Origin of the sequence: Streptomyces sp. NPDC051664, assembly GCF_044453545.1 — a bacterium.
In the GTDB taxonomy this organism is placed as follows: domain Bacteria; phylum Actinomycetota; class Actinomycetes; order Streptomycetales; family Streptomycetaceae; genus Streptomyces.
This window is the reverse complement of sequence record NZ_JBITCU010000022.1, coordinates 45,121-59,443: the sequence shown is the minus strand read 5'-3', so window position 1 is coordinate 59,443 and position 14,323 is coordinate 45,121. Positions and strand designations below refer to the sequence as shown.

Sequence of the window (14,323 nt, the reverse complement as noted above, 5' to 3'; positions counted from 1 at the left end):
GGGGGCTGCGGCGGGCGGATCAGCCCTTGATCGCCCCGGTGAGAACGCCCTTGACGAAGAACTTCTGCAGGAAGGGATAGACGCAGAAGATGGGCACGATCGCGATGATCAGTACGGCCATCTGCAGCGAGGTCGCGGGCGGAATCGCATGCACGCCCATGGCCTGTGCGTTGATGCTCTGTCCGTTCAGGACGTACGAGCGCAGGATCACCTGGATGGGGAACTTGCCCGAGTCGTTGAGGTACAGCACCGCGTTGAAGAAGCTGTTCCAGTAGCCGACCGCGTAGAAGAGGCCGACCACGGCGAGGACGGCCTTGGAGAGCGGGAGGACGATCCGGAAGAGCACGGTCACCTCGCCCGCGCCGTCGATCCGCGCGGCGTCGTACAGCTCCTCGGGAATGCTCTGGAAGAAGGAGCGGACGACCACGATGTTGAACGCGTTGAGAAGTACCGGAAGGATCAGCGAGGCGTAGGTGTCGAGCAGTTGGAACTGCTGGACCGCCAGGTACGTCGGGATGATGCCGGGGGCGAAGAGGAAGGTGCCCAGTACCAGCAGCAGGATCGGCTTGCCGAGGACCGTGCCGGGGCGCGAGGTGCCGTACGCGATGAGCACCGTGCACGCCAGACTGAGCGCGGTACCGATCAGCGTGATGAAGATGGAGACCACCGCGGCCTGCGTGACGACCCCGCCGGAGAGGATGACCCGGTACGCCTCCAGCGTCGGGTGCTTCGGCAGCAGGACGTAGCCGCCGTTGGCGTTGAGTTCCTCGCGGCCGGCCAGGCTGGTGCCGATGGCCAGGACGAACGGGTAGAGCACGATCACGGTCAGGACGCCGAGGGCCGCTGCCTTCGCTCCCTGCCCGTACCAGTGCGGACGCTCCATCCACGGCGGACGGCCGGACGAGGCGCGGCCGCGGGCGGTGACGCGCGAGCCGGACCCGGCGGTGCGCAGCCGGCTCGCAAAGGTCTGCTGACTCATCGGTACACTCCCTGCTCACCGAAGCGGTGGGCCAGCTTGTTGGCGGCGAGGATCAGGGCGAATCCGATGACGCCCTTCATCAGACCGGCGGCCGTGCTCATCCCCCAGTCGCCGTCGATGACGCCGTGGAAGTAGACGTAGGTGTCCATCACTTCGGAGGCATCAGGGCCGACTGCGTCGCGCTGCAGGATGATCTGCTCGAAGCCGACCGAGAGGATGTCGCCGAGCCGCAGGATCAGCAGCATGAGGATCACCGGCCGGATGCCCGGCAGGGTGATGTGCCAGATCCTGCGGAGCCAGCCGGCGCCGTCCATGGCGGCGGACTCGTACTGGCCCATGTCGATCGACGCGATCGCTGCCAGGAAGATGATCGTGCCCCAGCCGCAGTCCTTCCAGATGGCCTGGGCGGTGATCAGCAGCTTGAAGGTGCCGGGGTCCGTCATCACGTTGCCGATGTTGACCCCGTGCTCCATCAGGAGCGTGGTGACCGAACCCGCGCCGCCGAGGACCTGCTTGAACATCGCGACCACGACCACCCACGACAGGAAGTGCGGGAGGTAGACGATGGTCTGGATGAACCGCTTGATCTTCTCGCTGATCAGCGAGTTGAGCAGCAGCGCCAGGGCGATCGGGGCCGGGAAGTAGAGCAGCAGCTGAATCGCCGTGATCTGCAGGGTGTTGGAGACCGCGGACCAGAACTCCGGCTCGGAGAGCAGCGCCGTGAAGTTGGCGAGGCCGACGAACGGGCTCTGCTTGAAGCCCAGGAACGGCTGGTAGTCCTGGAAGGCGATGACGTTGCCCACGAGCGGCAGATAGAAGAAGAGTACGAAGTACAGGACGCCCGGCAGGCAGAACAGCAGGAGGGCTCTGTCCCGCCTCAGACGGTGACGCAGCGGCTGCCGCATGCGGGCTTCGGTGCGCTTTTTCCCGGCGGGTGAGTCCGCGTCATCCGGGTCGCGGGGCTGCGGCACCGGCGACCGCACGGCCGAGACCGGCGCATCTGCCATCGTCACAGGCACCTCCAGGGCTGATGGAGCAGAGGGAGTCCCGCAATTGCGGAGGCGGCACGCACCACCGAAGGTGCGGGCGCTGCTCCGTCGCGGCGACAGCCACATAGTTCACGACGGTGCACCTGGATGGCAAGAGTTGTTCATTTCACAGAGGTAACGAACATCTACAGACATCTAAAAAGGTCTGCGAACGTCCGCTTTGAGCCCGTTGAGGCCCGAAGTCGGGCGCGAGAGAGGCGTGGTGGGAGCACGAAAGTACCTCGACGAGATGGCCGAGCCTCTTGTCGGCGGGTTCGTCACGGGGCCAGGACGCTCCACCGTGCTCGATCTTGCGTCGACAGGCATCTATCCCGACATTCTCAAACAGAGAAGGTTTGCCCGTGACTGTGCCCAGCCTCGGCCGGATCGCCGGAAGTGCTTTCGCGCCACTGGAACTCGCGGCCGGACCAGGAATGTCCACGGCGCGCGCGACCCAGCTCGCATGGGCCGAGGACGCCGATCCGGCCGCCGACGAGGACCGGGCCGCCGCCGTGGAGACCTGCCATCGGCGCACCGGCCAGCGCTGGGTGCACGGCGCCGACCGGACCTGCGCCTGATGAACAACGTCTGTCTGACCGCCGCACCGGAGAGCCCCGGAAACACCGGGAAGACGCCGATGGCGACAACGACCTGTGCGGGCACCCCGGGTCCGCCGGCGACCTGGATGTACGGCGCACACGGCTCGATCTTGAACGACGCGACCGGCCAGTGCCTGTACACGCCGGGCGGTCACGTGCCCGGACACCGCGTGCAGCTGCGCGACTGCACGGGCAAGGCGGATCGCTGGCGCTGACCGTCGTCGAGTACCGGCCGCGCGCGCCGAGGCGCCCCGCGCGCCTGACGACGAGGTGTGATGTGTGAGCCCCGGCCCCCATGAGCGGTCGGGGCTCTGCCCACGTTCCGCATGATCCCTTCCAGCACCTCGGGAGCGGTGGATCGCGCCGCGGAGCTGATCCCGCGCGACGGCATCCCCGTCGGGCGGACCGGTGTCACCGTCACACAGCGATGACGGTGACACCGGCCTCGGTGAAGCGGGCTTTCGCCTCGGGGGTGATGCCGGTGTCGGTGACCAGGAAATCGACCTGGCTGAGATCGCAGACCCGGGCGAAGGCCCGCTTGCCGATCTTCGAGGAGTCGGCGGCCACGACCACGCGCTGCGCCTGCTCGGCGAGCAGCCTGTTGATGCTGGCCTCGCCCTCGTGGTGGACGTACGCCCCGCGCTCGGTGTCGATCGCGTTGACGCCCAGTACGGCGACGTCCAGGGTGATTTCGCCCAGCACGCCGCTGGCCAGCGGGCCGGTGAGCTCGTACGACTGGGGCCGGGCCACGCCTCCGGTCACCACGATCTTTATCTGCGGCCGGATCACCAGCTCATTGGCGATGTTGAGCGCGTTGGTCACCACCGTCAGCGTCGGCTGGCCGCCGATCCCGGGGCCGGTGTCACCGACGAGGTCGGAGCGCACGGCCAGCGAGCGGGCGACCTCGGTGATCGTGGTGCCGCCGGTCAGCCCCACCACTTCGCCGACGGCGACGAGTTCGGACACGGCGCGGCCGATGGCCTGCTTCTCCGGGGCGTGGCGTCCCGTCTTGTAGCGCAGCGCCAGCTCGTACGAGACCCCGTGCGCGACGGCGCCACCGCGGGTACGGGTGAGCAGCTGCTGCTCGGCAAGCTGGTCCAGGTCACGGCGGATGGTCGCGGCCGAGACATCCAGCGTCGTCGCGGCGTCCTCGACCTCCACCCTGCCGTGCTTCCCGACCAGCTCCAGCAGCGCGTTCCACCGGGCATCCCTGGACAAGAGAACTCTCCTTACGGGTCCGGGATTCGAGCACCCATCCCCTTGGGCACGGTCACCGGACACGCGCAAGCGTCGCACAAGGCTCTGATCAGTCAAGTCTCCTGCAACAAGAATGCTTGATAATGCTTGTAGTTCACCTATAACGTGCGTGAACGAGCATCCCATCACCTGTACGGAGTGCAAAAGTGTCGTTTGTCGAGATTGAGACAGCCAGTCAGCCGGAGTGCTGGCGTCGCGCCGCCGAGCTCGCACCGAGCCAGTCGGTCGCACTGCCCGCCACCGGCGAGCGCATCGCCGTCGTCGGCTGCGGCACGTCGTTCTACATGGCTCAGGCATACGCCGCGCTCCGCGAGGAATCCGGTCAGGGCGAGTCCGACGCGTTCGCCGCATCGGAGTTCCCTTTCGGCCGCCGCTACGACCGGGTCGTCGCGCTCACCCGCTCGGGCACCACGACCGAGGTGCTGGACCTGCTGGGCCGGCTCCGCGGCGTCACCCGTACCGTCGCGATCACGGCCGACCCGAACACCCCGGTGATGACCGCGGCCGACGATGTCGTCGTGCTCGACTTCGCCGACGAGCAGTCCGTGGTGCAGACCCGGTTCGCCACCACCACGTTCACCCTGCTCCGCGCCCACCTCGGCCTTCACACCGACGCCGTGGTCCGCGACGCGGAGACCGCACTGGCCGAGCCGTTGCCCGAAGGCCTGCTGGACTGCGCCCAGTTCACCTTCCTCGGCCGGGGCTGGACGGCCGGCCTCGCCAACGAGGCCGCGCTCAAGATGAAGGAGGCGTCGCTGTCCTGGACGGAGTCGTACCCCGCGATGGAGTACCGCCACGGCCCGATCAGCATCACCACCACCGGCACCGCCACCTGGATGTTCGGCGCCGCGCCGGAGGGGCTCGACGACCAGGTGCTGTCGACCGGGGCCCGCTGGGTGGAGAGCGGTCTGGACCCGCTGGCCGAACTGGTCCGTGTACAGCGCCTGGCGATCGCCCGGGCCGAGGCCGCCGGCATCGACCCGGACAGCCCCCGCCACCTGACCCGCTCAGTGGTCCTCGCGGACGCCTGACCGGCGGATGGACATCGTCGAGCGCGCGCTCAGCGTTGCGCACAGCGGTGTCGGCGGCGGCGTGTGCGAGGGGTTCCTCGCCGCGCCGGTACGGGGCAGTGAGGCCGGCGTCCTCGTCCTTGCCGGGTCGAGTGGCCGGATCGAGGACGAGCGATGCCGGATCCTGGCCCGGGAGGGCCTGACCGCCCTGTCGGTCCGCTGGTTCGGCGGCCCGGGGCAGCCGTCGGGCACCTGCGAAGTCCCGCTGGAGACATTCGTGGCCCCGAACGGCATCTGAGCCGACCGGTCGGCCCGGTGGCGGTTGACGGCAATCCCCGTCATGGTGCCGCGCCTTGCTCATGGCCTCTGATGCGGTTTCTCACAGCGGGTGTGCCTGGCCGGCCGTAGGAACAGGGTCTGCTGCGACCGGACTCCCTCCGCCACCGAGGCGGGTACGGGACTGTGGCTGCTGTCCTCCTTCGACGGCTTCGATCTGCTGTGCACCGGAAATGAGCCGACGGAGGATCAAGTTTCCGCCGCACGGGTACGCGCGGCCGAGCGCACGTCTGCCGCTGCGCCCCGGGAGGTGGCCCCGGTCCTACAACCAAGCGCGTTCCTCGCGAGTCTTGATCGTCGGCGGTCACATCCTGCCGCTGAGGATCAAGACCGAAGGAACGCATGAACCGACCAAGACGCACGACGGCCGCCACCGCTGGCGCCGTCGTGCTCGCCACCTCGGGCGGGCTGCTCGCCGCGGCCGGCCCCGCCTCCGCCGCAGTGACCTGCGCGTCACCTGTCTTCAAGCGGACGTTCTACGCGAACACCACCTTCTCCGGGACCCCCAAGGCCACGGACTGCGACTCCGTGATCAACCAGAACTGGGGTACCGGCGCGCCCGGCTTCAAGGGCATGCCCGCCAACAACTTCGGCGTCCGCTGGTCCACGACGCGCGACTTCGGTTCCGGCGGGCCCTTCACGTTCACTGCCTCCTCCCGCGACGGCATACGCGTCTACCTCGACGGCGTCCGCAAGGTCGACATGTGGAAGAACGTCGCCACCACCGTCTCCAAGACCGTCAACGTGACCATCCCGTCGGGCAAGCACAGTCTCCGCGTCGACTTCGTCAACTGGACCGGCGCAGCCAACGCCAAGTTCGCGTACGCCCCCCGCACTTCGGCGACCGTCGACAAGGTCAAGCCGCTCGTCCCGACCGGGACCACCGTCACCTACAGCACGGCGAGCACGTCCACGAAGGTCAGCTGGGCCAAGAACAAGGAGATGGACCTCGCCGGGTACCGCGTGTACCGGCGGCTGAAGGGCACCTCCTACCCCGCGAAGCCGATCGCGACCACGACGTCCACCTCGTACACCGACACGACCGTCCCGAAGGACGGCAACGTCTACTACTACGAGGTCCGCGCCTACGACAAGGCCGGTAATGCCTCCTCGGGCACCGCCGACCTCGGCATCACCACCGTCGACCGGACCGCTCCCGCCGCCCCGAAGGGCGTCGAGGAAAACTGGGCCGACGGGCAGTGGACGTACACCCCGGTGCAGGATCCCTGGACCCTGCAGCCGCGGGAGATCACGGCGACGACCTTCCACGACGCCGTACCGGCCGACGGGCAGCAGGCGCGCTACGGCGTGGTCGCCGTCGACCAGTACGGCAACCAGCTCACCCCGGACACCGGCGCGAGCGTCGCCGCCGTCACCGAGCTGGACCTCCGTCCGACCGCCCCGCCGGCGACCGGCGCTCCGCTCACCTACCTCAGCACGAGCCTCGGCGGCCGGATCTCCTGGGGCGGCACCGGCGACAGGAACGAGAACGGCAGCCGGGTGTCGGGTGTCGCTGTCCACCGGTGGAACCCGGAGACCGGGACCTTCGACCTGATCGGCGTGGACGACTCCAACGCCGGTTACTGGTGGGACAGCACCCAGCCGACCGGCACCACGGTGTACTACCGCGTCACGGTCCGCTACGAGGACGGCACCGAGTCGGGCGCGTCACAGACCGCCGCCGCGACCGACTGAGCGCACCCGCACCGAGCGCACCCACACGGGCGGCGCTCCGCCAGGGGGACTGGAAGCTGAACTTCCGGTCCCCCTCGCCATGCCGTCGGCGTCGCACGCTCCGTACGGCATCGTCCGGCCCGGCCATACGGACGTCAGGGCTCGTTCAGGCGACAGCCCGGACTTCTGTCTTCCGGAGTGGTCCCCATAGGGTCCCCCGGCCCGGCGATCCACCTCAGCCGGGCCGCCTGCCAACCCAGTTGGATGCGACTGGTGGCAGCGGCACGGTCCATCAGATCCCGCACCCGGCGCTGTACGGTCCGTCTTCCCATCCTCAGCTGTCGGGCGATGCCGGTGTCGGTCATTCCGGAGAGCAGCAGGGTCAGCAGCTCGACGTCGTCGTCCGTCAGGTCGTTCCTCGGCTGAACCGCCATGGGGTGCAGGGGCAGCGCGGAGTCCCACACCAGCTCGAACAGTGCGACCAGCGCGTCCAGCAGCGGGCCGGGATGGACATGGACGACCCGCTGTGCACACGATTCGTCCGAGCGCATCGCAAGAAGGGCCGTCGAACCGTCGACGATGACCATCTTGACCGGCAGATGATTCAGAACCCGGGCCTGTTCCCCCGCCTCCGCGTACTGGATGATCTCCTCTCGCGACCCGTCCGCCTCCAGCCCCAGCCGGTCGTAGACGGTCCGGAATCTCACCCCCGCCGCCAACTGCTCGATCTCGACCTCGTTGACGGCCTCGGTCACCAAGTACGGCGGGGCGTCGAACCGTACGACCTCCCTGCGGGCGCGAGCCTGGATCTGCTGGTACCGCAGCGCCACCTCCTCGTCGGAGATGACGTCGGCCATGTCCCCCGAGACGTCCGGGCGGGGCGCACTGCGGTACTCGCCCGCGAGCCGGTCCAGAGCCCCGCGGGCCTTGGTCAGCTCTGTCATCCGCGCCAGCAGCAGCACCTCCCCCGCTATGTCCGGAGGGGACGGAATCAGCTGTGCGGGTCGATCGTCGGTGGTGGTCACCAACCCCTTGTCGGCCAGTCCGCCGACCGCCTCTTCGACAGGCCCGGCACCAAGGCGGAGAAGCTGCTGGATCCGGTCCGCATCGGTGCGCCCTGTGCGGACGAGCAGTTGGTACACCTGCGACTCGGCGGTGCTCAGCCCGAGCGTCTCCAGCATCTGTGTATCTCCCTCACAGGCTCCGAGTAGCCCCGTTCACCTGGTGAAGTGGCATCACGGCGGGTCGAAGCGTTCATGAATGTGATGACGATACGGCCAGTTGCACAGACAGTGCGCCCGGCGCAGGGAATTTCTCACCCCTGCGCCGGGCGCCCGGCAGTGTCCGACGTACTTCTGGTTCAGAACCTCACTTGAGGGCGTAGGCCCGGGTGATGGTCTGGACGGTGCGGCTGCCCGCGGAGTCCCAGACCTCGGTCCTGAGGGTCACGAAGCCGTTGGTGTCGGCCAGCTTGGGGTGCCACAGCAGTGCCTGGAAGGAGTTGTCGTCCTTGCGCAGCATCGCGGCGGACTTCCAGGTGGCGCCGTCGTCGTAGGAGACGGAGACCTTGGCGCCGGCGACCGCCGTGGAGCCGGCCCAGCCCTTGGGGCGTCCCGCGTTCACGGTGAAGGTGTACGGCAGTCCGGCCCGTGCCTGGTTGAGCACGTTCAGCGGCAGGTCGTAGTCGAGCAGGAGCACGGGCATGGACTCACAGACCTTGGGCGTGGGAATGAACGCCGTGTCGCAGTCCTTGATGGCCATGGTGGTCGGTGCCGCCTGGCTGAAATTCCACTCTGTGTGTATCTGGCGGCCCAGGGTGACGCCCGGGACGTCCTTGGCCAGCTTCTGGTCGAGGATGTACCGGTAGTCCGCCTTCTCCTGCGCCAGCTGACCGAAGCCGGGGATCTGCTGCCCGTTGAGGTAGAAGCTCCAGGTGCCGGTCAGGCCCGACAGGGTGTGGGTGGGATCGTTGTCGGCGCCGTTGGTGCCGGGCAGTTTCTGCCAGACGTCGGTGCGGCAGAACACACACGGCCCGAACTCGTACTGGGACAGGCGCATCGGCGCGTCGAACCAGCTCCGGGTGTAGGACTTGCCCGGGGTGAGGTAGGTGCCCCGGAGGCTGTACATCTGCCAGGTCGAGGAGTTGAAGTTGGCCGACACGCTCGGCTGGTACGTCACCCCGGTGCCCGCCAGGAAGTAGTCGTCGCGGGTGGTGCCCTGGTAAAGGGGCTGACCCACGGAGCCGGTGCTCAGCTGCAGGGGGCCCCAGACGTTCATGTACTCGGCGCCCAGGCGCCGGGCGCCGTCGGAGTGGAACGTATTGGTGACCTTGGCGAAGGCCTTGACGTCGACGGTCTTGGCCAGGTCGGCGGGGATCCGGTCGTCGGTGAAGTGCGGGTTGTAGGTGTAGCCCGACTCCAGGACGCCCTTCAGCGCGATCCGGACCTTGCCCTTGGCCAGCAGCCCCTTGAGGGTTGCGGCGTTGTCGTACGTGGCGTGGGCGACCGGGATGGTTTGGCCGGCGGGGACGCCGCTTCCGCTCGGGCCGGGGTCGGCAGGGGCCACGATCATCGCGACGGCTCCGGCGGCCGCAGCCCTGGCGGCCTGGTCGTCGGCCTTGGTGACGTCCGCCACGGAGACCAGAACGGTCTTGCCCTTGACGTCGGCACCGGCGAAGTCCTGCTCGGTACCGGCGCCCAGGTCGACCAGGTCGGTGCGCTTGGTGCCCTCGAAGCGCTTCGCGTTCACCGCGGACTTCAGCGGGATGGTCACGTGCCCGGGGCCCGTCACCTCCAGCTGGACCAGCGGTTCGCGCCGGGCCAGGGAGGTCTCCAGGCGCAGCGCGCCGGTGGTGGCGCCGGCGCTGGGGATGGCACCTTGCCTGGTGTCGGCGAGGTTGAGCAGGTTGCCGATGCCGGAGAAGTTGGCGTGGCCGTTTGCGGTGCCGTCGTCACGGACGATGAACGTGGTCACCTGGCCGTTCTCCAGGGGCCGGTTCTCGCCCTTGATCTTCACGCTGAGGTCGGTGGCGGTGGTGCCGTCGACGGTGAAGGTCTGATCCCGGTCACTCACCTCGATGTTGGGCACGGTGAACAGGTCGGCCGCGTAGGAGACCGCACCCCCGGCGGGGTCCGCCGTGTAGAGCGAGCCTTCGACGGAGTAGTGGCCGAGCGGTACCGACAGGGTGGTGGTGCCGTTGTCGTACAGGGTCTGGCTCTGCCAGACGTTGTTGTCCATCCCGTGCAGGGTGAACCTGAACGCGCTGGGGGTGTTGCCGAAGCGGTCGGTGACCTTCAGCGTGACATCGTGCTGCTCGACGGAGGTGACGAAGCCGAGCGCGGCGTGCACCGACTCGCCGCTGTCGGAGGTGGCGGTGACCGACCCGCCGTACTGGCCGGCCTTCAGGCCGTTGTTGTCGAGCGTGACAACGACCTCGGCGGTGCCACCGGCCGGGACGGTGACCCGGCCGTCGGACAGGCCCGCTCCCGACAGCGACAGCGTGCCGGCCGGGACCGCGGTTCCGCTCGCGTCCTTGGCGGCGGCCGTCACGGTCACCACGGTGTCGGTCGCGGCGTCGTTGTGCAGCGTCAGGGTGCGGCTGCGGGTGGGGTAAGTACCCTTCTGCCACGGGATCACGCGGAAGTCGGCCGTTCCGGACAGCTCCAGCGACGGGTCGAGTGCGGCGGGGATGTCGACCCGGCCGTAACCCTGCTGGTAGACGGTCTGGTCGGCAGCGGACTTGGCGTGCGCGGTGAGTGCGTCCTTGATGCGCTGCCCGGTCCAGTCGGGGTGGCGCTGCTTGAGGATCGCAGCGGAGCCGGCCACATGCGGGGTGGCCATCGAGGTGCCGCTGGCCGTGGTGTAGTTGGCATCCACGGGAGTGCCCATGGTGGTGCCGGCCGCGCGGGCGGCAACGATGTCCACGCCCGGGGCGGTGATCTCCGGCTTGATCGCCATGTCGCCGAGGCGCGGGCCGCGGCTGGAGAAGTCGGCGAGCGCGTCCGACTTGTCGACGGCGCCGACGGTGAGGGCCGCGTCGGCGGCGCCGGGGGCGCCCAGGGTGCTCTCGCCTGGGCCGCTGTTGCCGGCGGCGATGACGAAGAGGGTGCCCGAGGAGGCGCTGAGCGAGTTGACCGCGCTGGTCAGCGGGTCTTCACCGGGGGCGTCGGGACCGCCGAGGCTCATGCTGACGACGTCGGCGCCCTGCTCGACCGCCCACTCCATACCGGCCAGGATGCTGGAGTCCGCGCCCTGGCCCGAGTTGGACAGGACCTTGCCGATCAGCAGGTCGGCGCCGGGGGCGACGCCCTTGTACTTGCCGTCGGAGTTGGCGCCACTGCCGGCGATGGTGGATGCGACGTGGGTGCCGTGACCGTGACCGTCCTGGACCGTCTGGCCGTTGACGAAGCTCTGGCTCTGGACGATCTCGGACTTGATGTCGGCGTTGTTCAGGTCGGCACCGGTGTCCAGCACGGCGACCTTCACGCCCTTGCCGTCGTACCCCTTGGCCCATGCCTCCGGGGCGCCGATCTGCGGCACGCTCTTGTCCAGTGCGACCTTCGCCTTGCCGTCGTACCACAGCTTGGAGACCCCGGCAGTGCCGGGCACCGTGGCGGCCTGGGCGCTTCTGCTGCGTGCCGGGGCGGGCTTGACGGCCTGCCAGAAGCCCTTCGCGCTGTGCTTGTCGACTTGCACCGCGGACAGCCCCAGCTGGGGCATGACCCGCTCGCTGTCGCTGCCCGGCAGGTCCTCGGCCTTCTGCTTCAGCGCAGCGGCGGTCGGCTTCCCCTGGAAGTCGACGATGGCGGGGACCTCGTCGGTCTTCGCGTCGCCGTAGCCGTCCCTGATCATCCGGCTGATGTTGAACAGCTCGCCGTCCACCGTGCTGGAGGCGAGGGCGGCCATGGCGTCCTCGGGGTAGACGTACAGGTCGCCGTTCTGTCCGCCGGCGGTCTGGAACGTCTTGGACGTTCCCGCACCGGAGAGGATGTTCACCGACTGCTTGCCGTCCGGCCCGGTGGTCAGCGAGACCTTGTCCCCGGTGATCAGGGTCAGCGTCGAGGTGGTCGACCCCTTCTGTTGCGTGGACGGTGCGCCCGAGACGCTCGGGCCGGTCGACGGCGGCACGGCTGCTGCCGCCCCGGGCAGGCTTGTCAGTGACAGGACGACCGCCGCTGCCACCGCACCGACGGCAGCGGTGCGCCGCCGTCTTTCGCGGGTTGTACGCATCAGGACTCCTTACGCGAGCTCAACAGGCTTGCGCGTCAAGAGAACTGATGCTCGGTCGCATCACAGCCGACCAACCGAACGTCCGGACGATGCCGCGCACGCCGGAAGCTAATTGCGTGTAGACCGCAAGATCCAGATGCGAAGTGGCGGCTCTGTGTCAGATGGCGCCTTGTCGCCACAAAGGGCCGTCCGCGTGGCAGCTCCACAACCATGAAGGGGCCCGACGGCCTTCACGGCCGCGGGCCCCGCCCCTCTCGCCACTGCCCACGGGCAGGACTGTCCCTGACTACTCCTCGAAATAGGCGTCCAGTACGGCGTCGAGTTCTTCCGCCCACTCCTTGAGGCTGCTCCTGGCTGCCGCCTCGACTTCGGCATTGAACCAGCGGTTGGTCGACATATGGACGGTGACGGTGAACCGGCGCCCGAACCGGGGCGACTTCACCTCGACCGCACCGATTTCGTCCCAGCGGAAATCGGCCTCCTGATCGTCCAGCGTGAACCGGATGCCGTCACGGTCCGCGGTGATCGAACCCCGGCGGTCGCTGACCTCGAACACGGGTCCGTCCGCTGCCTTCTCGTCCTCCTCTCCCCCCTTCTCGCCGTCCGTCGCGTCCAGCGCTTCCAGCGCGTCCTGCGCGCCGGAAGCGGCGGCCTCTGCGGCGGCCAGGTCGTCGGGGGCGGCGCCCTCGGGCGCCGGCTCCTCGGTCTTCCCCCGGTCCGCGTCAGGCGTCCCCACGGGGCGGGGGGCCGTGAGACCAGGGATGTACGCCGGGTCTGTCCCTGCGGCGTACGCGGGCTGAGTGTTCGGATCTATACGCTGCTCCACGGCGGGCAGTATGGCCGACGAACCTGTACGAGACCAGCAAGCGCCGGACGGAGCCGTCGGTGCCGCGCACGCCGGCATGCTACGGGCGGGCGCGGACCTCGTCGCACGGGAGACAGGGGCTCAGCCGGGATCGGCGGACCGCGCACCGACAGGTCGGTCAACACCACTGGTCACAGAAGGATCTGACCGGCATTCACCCGCCCACCGAGAAAGGGCGGGCACGGCATCGGTGCCCGCTCTCACATGTCACCGACCGATCATTCGGTGGAATTGACGGCCGCAGCCGCGGCGAGCTGGGACTCCTTCGCCTTGAGCGCGGCACTCAGGGCCGATTCGTTCTTCGCGATCAGCGACTTCTGGTAGGCGGTCTCCACGCCGAACCACACGCCGACCACATTCGCCCGCCCCTTGCACGCGACATCGGCGGTCGCGACCTTCTTTTCCTCCGGTACGGGCGTCCTCCCCTGGAACCGCTTGTCATCCATCACGGACAGCGGGTCAGGATACGAGAATCCCTTGCCCTTCATACACTCCGACCAGGCCCGGAACACCTTCGTCACCCGACGGTCCGCCTTGGTGGCGAGGAAGCTCCTCCCATTCAGGTCCTGGGCCAGATCGCCTGATCCGAGACGACCGGATCCCGCAATCTTCTTCTCCGCCTCTCCCGCACAGCCATGAGCCGGAACCTTCACCCCATTGACCTCAACAGGACGCTCCTTCCCCGAGAACACGGTCAACGCCTTGCCCACGGGCGGGGCGGGCGGAGTGACGGGGTGGGTGCGCGGGTCGCGGTCGCCGAGGTGATAGCCGGAGGTGCGCGCCAGCTGTTCATCCGTCAGGCCGTACCGGCGGTCCATCAGGTTGCGGGGGCCGAGGGCGGGAGCGGGCGGACCGAAGTCGTAGGACACGTCGTAGCGATGCATGCACCGCTGCGCGAGAGTGCGCATGGCCTGCTTGACGGTCTTCAGGTCGGCGTCCGAGAAGAGATATTCCTGGATGGGGAGTTCCAGATGGACGCTGGACCGAAGAACCTGCCCTTTCGTGGCGCCGGACGCCACCCCGTCCACTTTCGCAGAATTCACACTCTCTGGAACCGCCGAACAGCCGGAAACCATCAACGATACGAAACAGGCGGCACCCATAAAGGCGACTCTTCGCTTACCGGCGAAGTTGGCAAGCATGTTCCATTCCGTCTCGTCCATTGCCCGGCCTCGGCCGAGCACACCAATTGTTCGTCGGAAATCATCTCCACGACGGATCACATTTGACAAGTCGATTCACTCGCCGACGATCGTGACGATCGGCACCATAAATCGCGACAAAGCATGGAGCGGAACCGACCATTCGACCCCAAATAGTGCACTTTTTTCGCTCGGCATCTCCTG

12 protein-coding genes are annotated in these 14,323 nt (G+C 68.3%); 5 read left to right on the top strand and 7 right to left on the bottom strand.

Annotation, left to right across the window (positions count from 1 at the left end):
- Positions 1–19: 19 nt before the first annotated feature.
- Both ACIA8E_RS30185 and ACIA8E_RS30180 read right to left on the bottom strand, forming a co-directional pair.
- On the bottom strand, positions 20–979 hold the full coding sequence (locus tag ACIA8E_RS30185) for a carbohydrate ABC transporter permease (RefSeq protein WP_399302684.1): 960 nt from the start codon (positions 977–979) through the stop codon (positions 20–22).
- Positions 976–1,986: an ABC transporter permease gene (locus ACIA8E_RS30180; protein ID WP_399302682.1), complete on the bottom strand. Its 1,011-nt coding sequence runs from the start codon at positions 1,984–1,986 to the stop codon at positions 976–978. Before ACIA8E_RS30180 ends, ACIA8E_RS30185 begins: the two co-directional genes overlap by 4 nt.
- 383 nt (positions 1,987–2,369) lie before the next feature.
- Here ACIA8E_RS30180 and ACIA8E_RS30175 point away from each other — a divergent pair, with 383 nt between their 5' ends.
- Positions 2,370–2,585 carry a hypothetical protein gene (locus ACIA8E_RS30175; protein ID WP_399302680.1) on the top strand — a complete coding sequence of 72 codons (216 nt, stop codon included), beginning with the start codon at positions 2,370–2,372 and terminating at the stop codon, positions 2,583–2,585.
- Positions 2,585–2,821 (top strand): ricin-type beta-trefoil lectin domain protein, encoded by a 237-nt coding sequence (locus ACIA8E_RS30170; protein WP_399302678.1) that lies wholly within the window; start codon positions 2,585–2,587, stop codon positions 2,819–2,821. The genes ACIA8E_RS30175 and ACIA8E_RS30170 overlap by 1 nt, the downstream gene beginning before the upstream one ends.
- A gap of 202 nt (positions 2,822–3,023) precedes the next feature.
- On the opposite strand, the gene ACIA8E_RS30165 is transcribed toward ACIA8E_RS30170, so the two are convergent.
- Positions 3,024–3,824: a DeoR/GlpR family DNA-binding transcription regulator gene (locus tag ACIA8E_RS30165; RefSeq protein WP_267000833.1), complete on the bottom strand. Its 801-nt coding sequence runs from the start codon at positions 3,822–3,824 to the stop codon at positions 3,024–3,026.
- Between the two features lie 185 nt (positions 3,825–4,009).
- On the opposite strand from ACIA8E_RS30165, the gene ACIA8E_RS30160 reads away from it, so the two are divergent.
- From ACIA8E_RS30160 to ACIA8E_RS30150, 3 genes are all read left to right on the top strand, one after another.
- Positions 4,010–4,894, top strand: coding sequence for an SIS domain-containing protein (locus ACIA8E_RS30160; RefSeq protein ID WP_399302675.1), 885 nt, complete (start codon positions 4,010–4,012; stop codon positions 4,892–4,894).
- 7 nt (positions 4,895–4,901) lie between these two features.
- The gene (locus ACIA8E_RS30155; protein ID WP_399302673.1) at positions 4,902–5,171 is read left to right on the top strand and encodes a hypothetical protein; all 270 of its coding nucleotides are present in this window, start codon (positions 4,902–4,904) and stop codon (positions 5,169–5,171) included.
- A gap of 380 nt (positions 5,172–5,551) precedes the next feature.
- The gene (locus ACIA8E_RS30150) at positions 5,552–6,904 is read left to right on the top strand and encodes a PA14 domain-containing protein (RefSeq protein WP_399302671.1); all 1,353 of its coding nucleotides are present in this window, start codon (positions 5,552–5,554) and stop codon (positions 6,902–6,904) included.
- A 134-nt stretch (positions 6,905–7,038) separates the two neighbouring features.
- Here the strand turns inward: ACIA8E_RS30150 and ACIA8E_RS30145 are convergent, their stop codons facing one another.
- The 4 genes from ACIA8E_RS30145 to ACIA8E_RS30130 form a co-directional block, all read right to left on the bottom strand.
- Complete coding sequence (locus tag ACIA8E_RS30145) at positions 7,039–8,064, bottom strand: helix-turn-helix domain-containing protein (protein ID WP_399302669.1); 1,026 nt, start codon at positions 8,062–8,064, stop codon at positions 7,039–7,041.
- A gap of 187 nt (positions 8,065–8,251) precedes the next feature.
- Positions 8,252–12,112: a S8 family peptidase gene (locus ACIA8E_RS30140; RefSeq protein WP_399302667.1), complete on the bottom strand. Its 3,861-nt coding sequence runs from the start codon at positions 12,110–12,112 to the stop codon at positions 8,252–8,254.
- A gap of 286 nt (positions 12,113–12,398) precedes the next feature.
- The gene (locus ACIA8E_RS30135) at positions 12,399–12,938 is read right to left on the bottom strand and encodes a hypothetical protein (RefSeq protein ID WP_399302665.1); all 540 of its coding nucleotides are present in this window, start codon (positions 12,936–12,938) and stop codon (positions 12,399–12,401) included.
- A gap of 257 nt (positions 12,939–13,195) precedes the next feature.
- Positions 13,196–14,140 carry a hypothetical protein gene (locus ACIA8E_RS30130; protein WP_399302663.1) on the bottom strand — a complete coding sequence of 315 codons (945 nt, stop codon included), beginning with the start codon at positions 14,138–14,140 and terminating at the stop codon, positions 13,196–13,198.
- Between the last annotated feature and the right edge of the window lie 183 nt (positions 14,141–14,323).

Excerpts from the sequence above, each read along its gene's own strand:
- ACIA8E_RS30185 (WP_399302684.1), bottom strand. The coding sequence starts at position 979 with ATGAGTCAGCAGACCTTTGCGAGCCGGCTGCGCACCGCCGGGTCCGGC.
- ACIA8E_RS30180 (WP_399302682.1), bottom strand. The coding sequence starts at position 1,986 with ATGGCAGATGCGCCGGTCTCGGCCGTGCGGTCGCCGGTGCCGCAGCCC.
- ACIA8E_RS30170 (WP_399302678.1), top strand. The coding sequence starts at position 2,585 with ATGAACAACGTCTGTCTGACCGCCGCACCGGAGAGCCCCGGAAACACC.
- ACIA8E_RS30155 (WP_399302673.1), top strand. The coding sequence starts at position 4,902 with ATGGACATCGTCGAGCGCGCGCTCAGCGTTGCGCACAGCGGTGTCGGC.
- ACIA8E_RS30150 (WP_399302671.1), top strand. The coding sequence starts at position 5,552 with ATGAACCGACCAAGACGCACGACGGCCGCCACCGCTGGCGCCGTCGTG.
- ACIA8E_RS30145 (WP_399302669.1), bottom strand. The coding sequence starts at position 8,064 with ATGCTGGAGACGCTCGGGCTGAGCACCGCCGAGTCGCAGGTGTACCAA.
- ACIA8E_RS30140 (WP_399302667.1), bottom strand. The coding sequence starts at position 12,112 with ATGCGTACAACCCGCGAAAGACGGCGGCGCACCGCTGCCGTCGGTGCG.
- ACIA8E_RS30130 (WP_399302663.1), bottom strand. The coding sequence starts at position 14,140 with ATGGACGAGACGGAATGGAACATGCTTGCCAACTTCGCCGGTAAGCGA.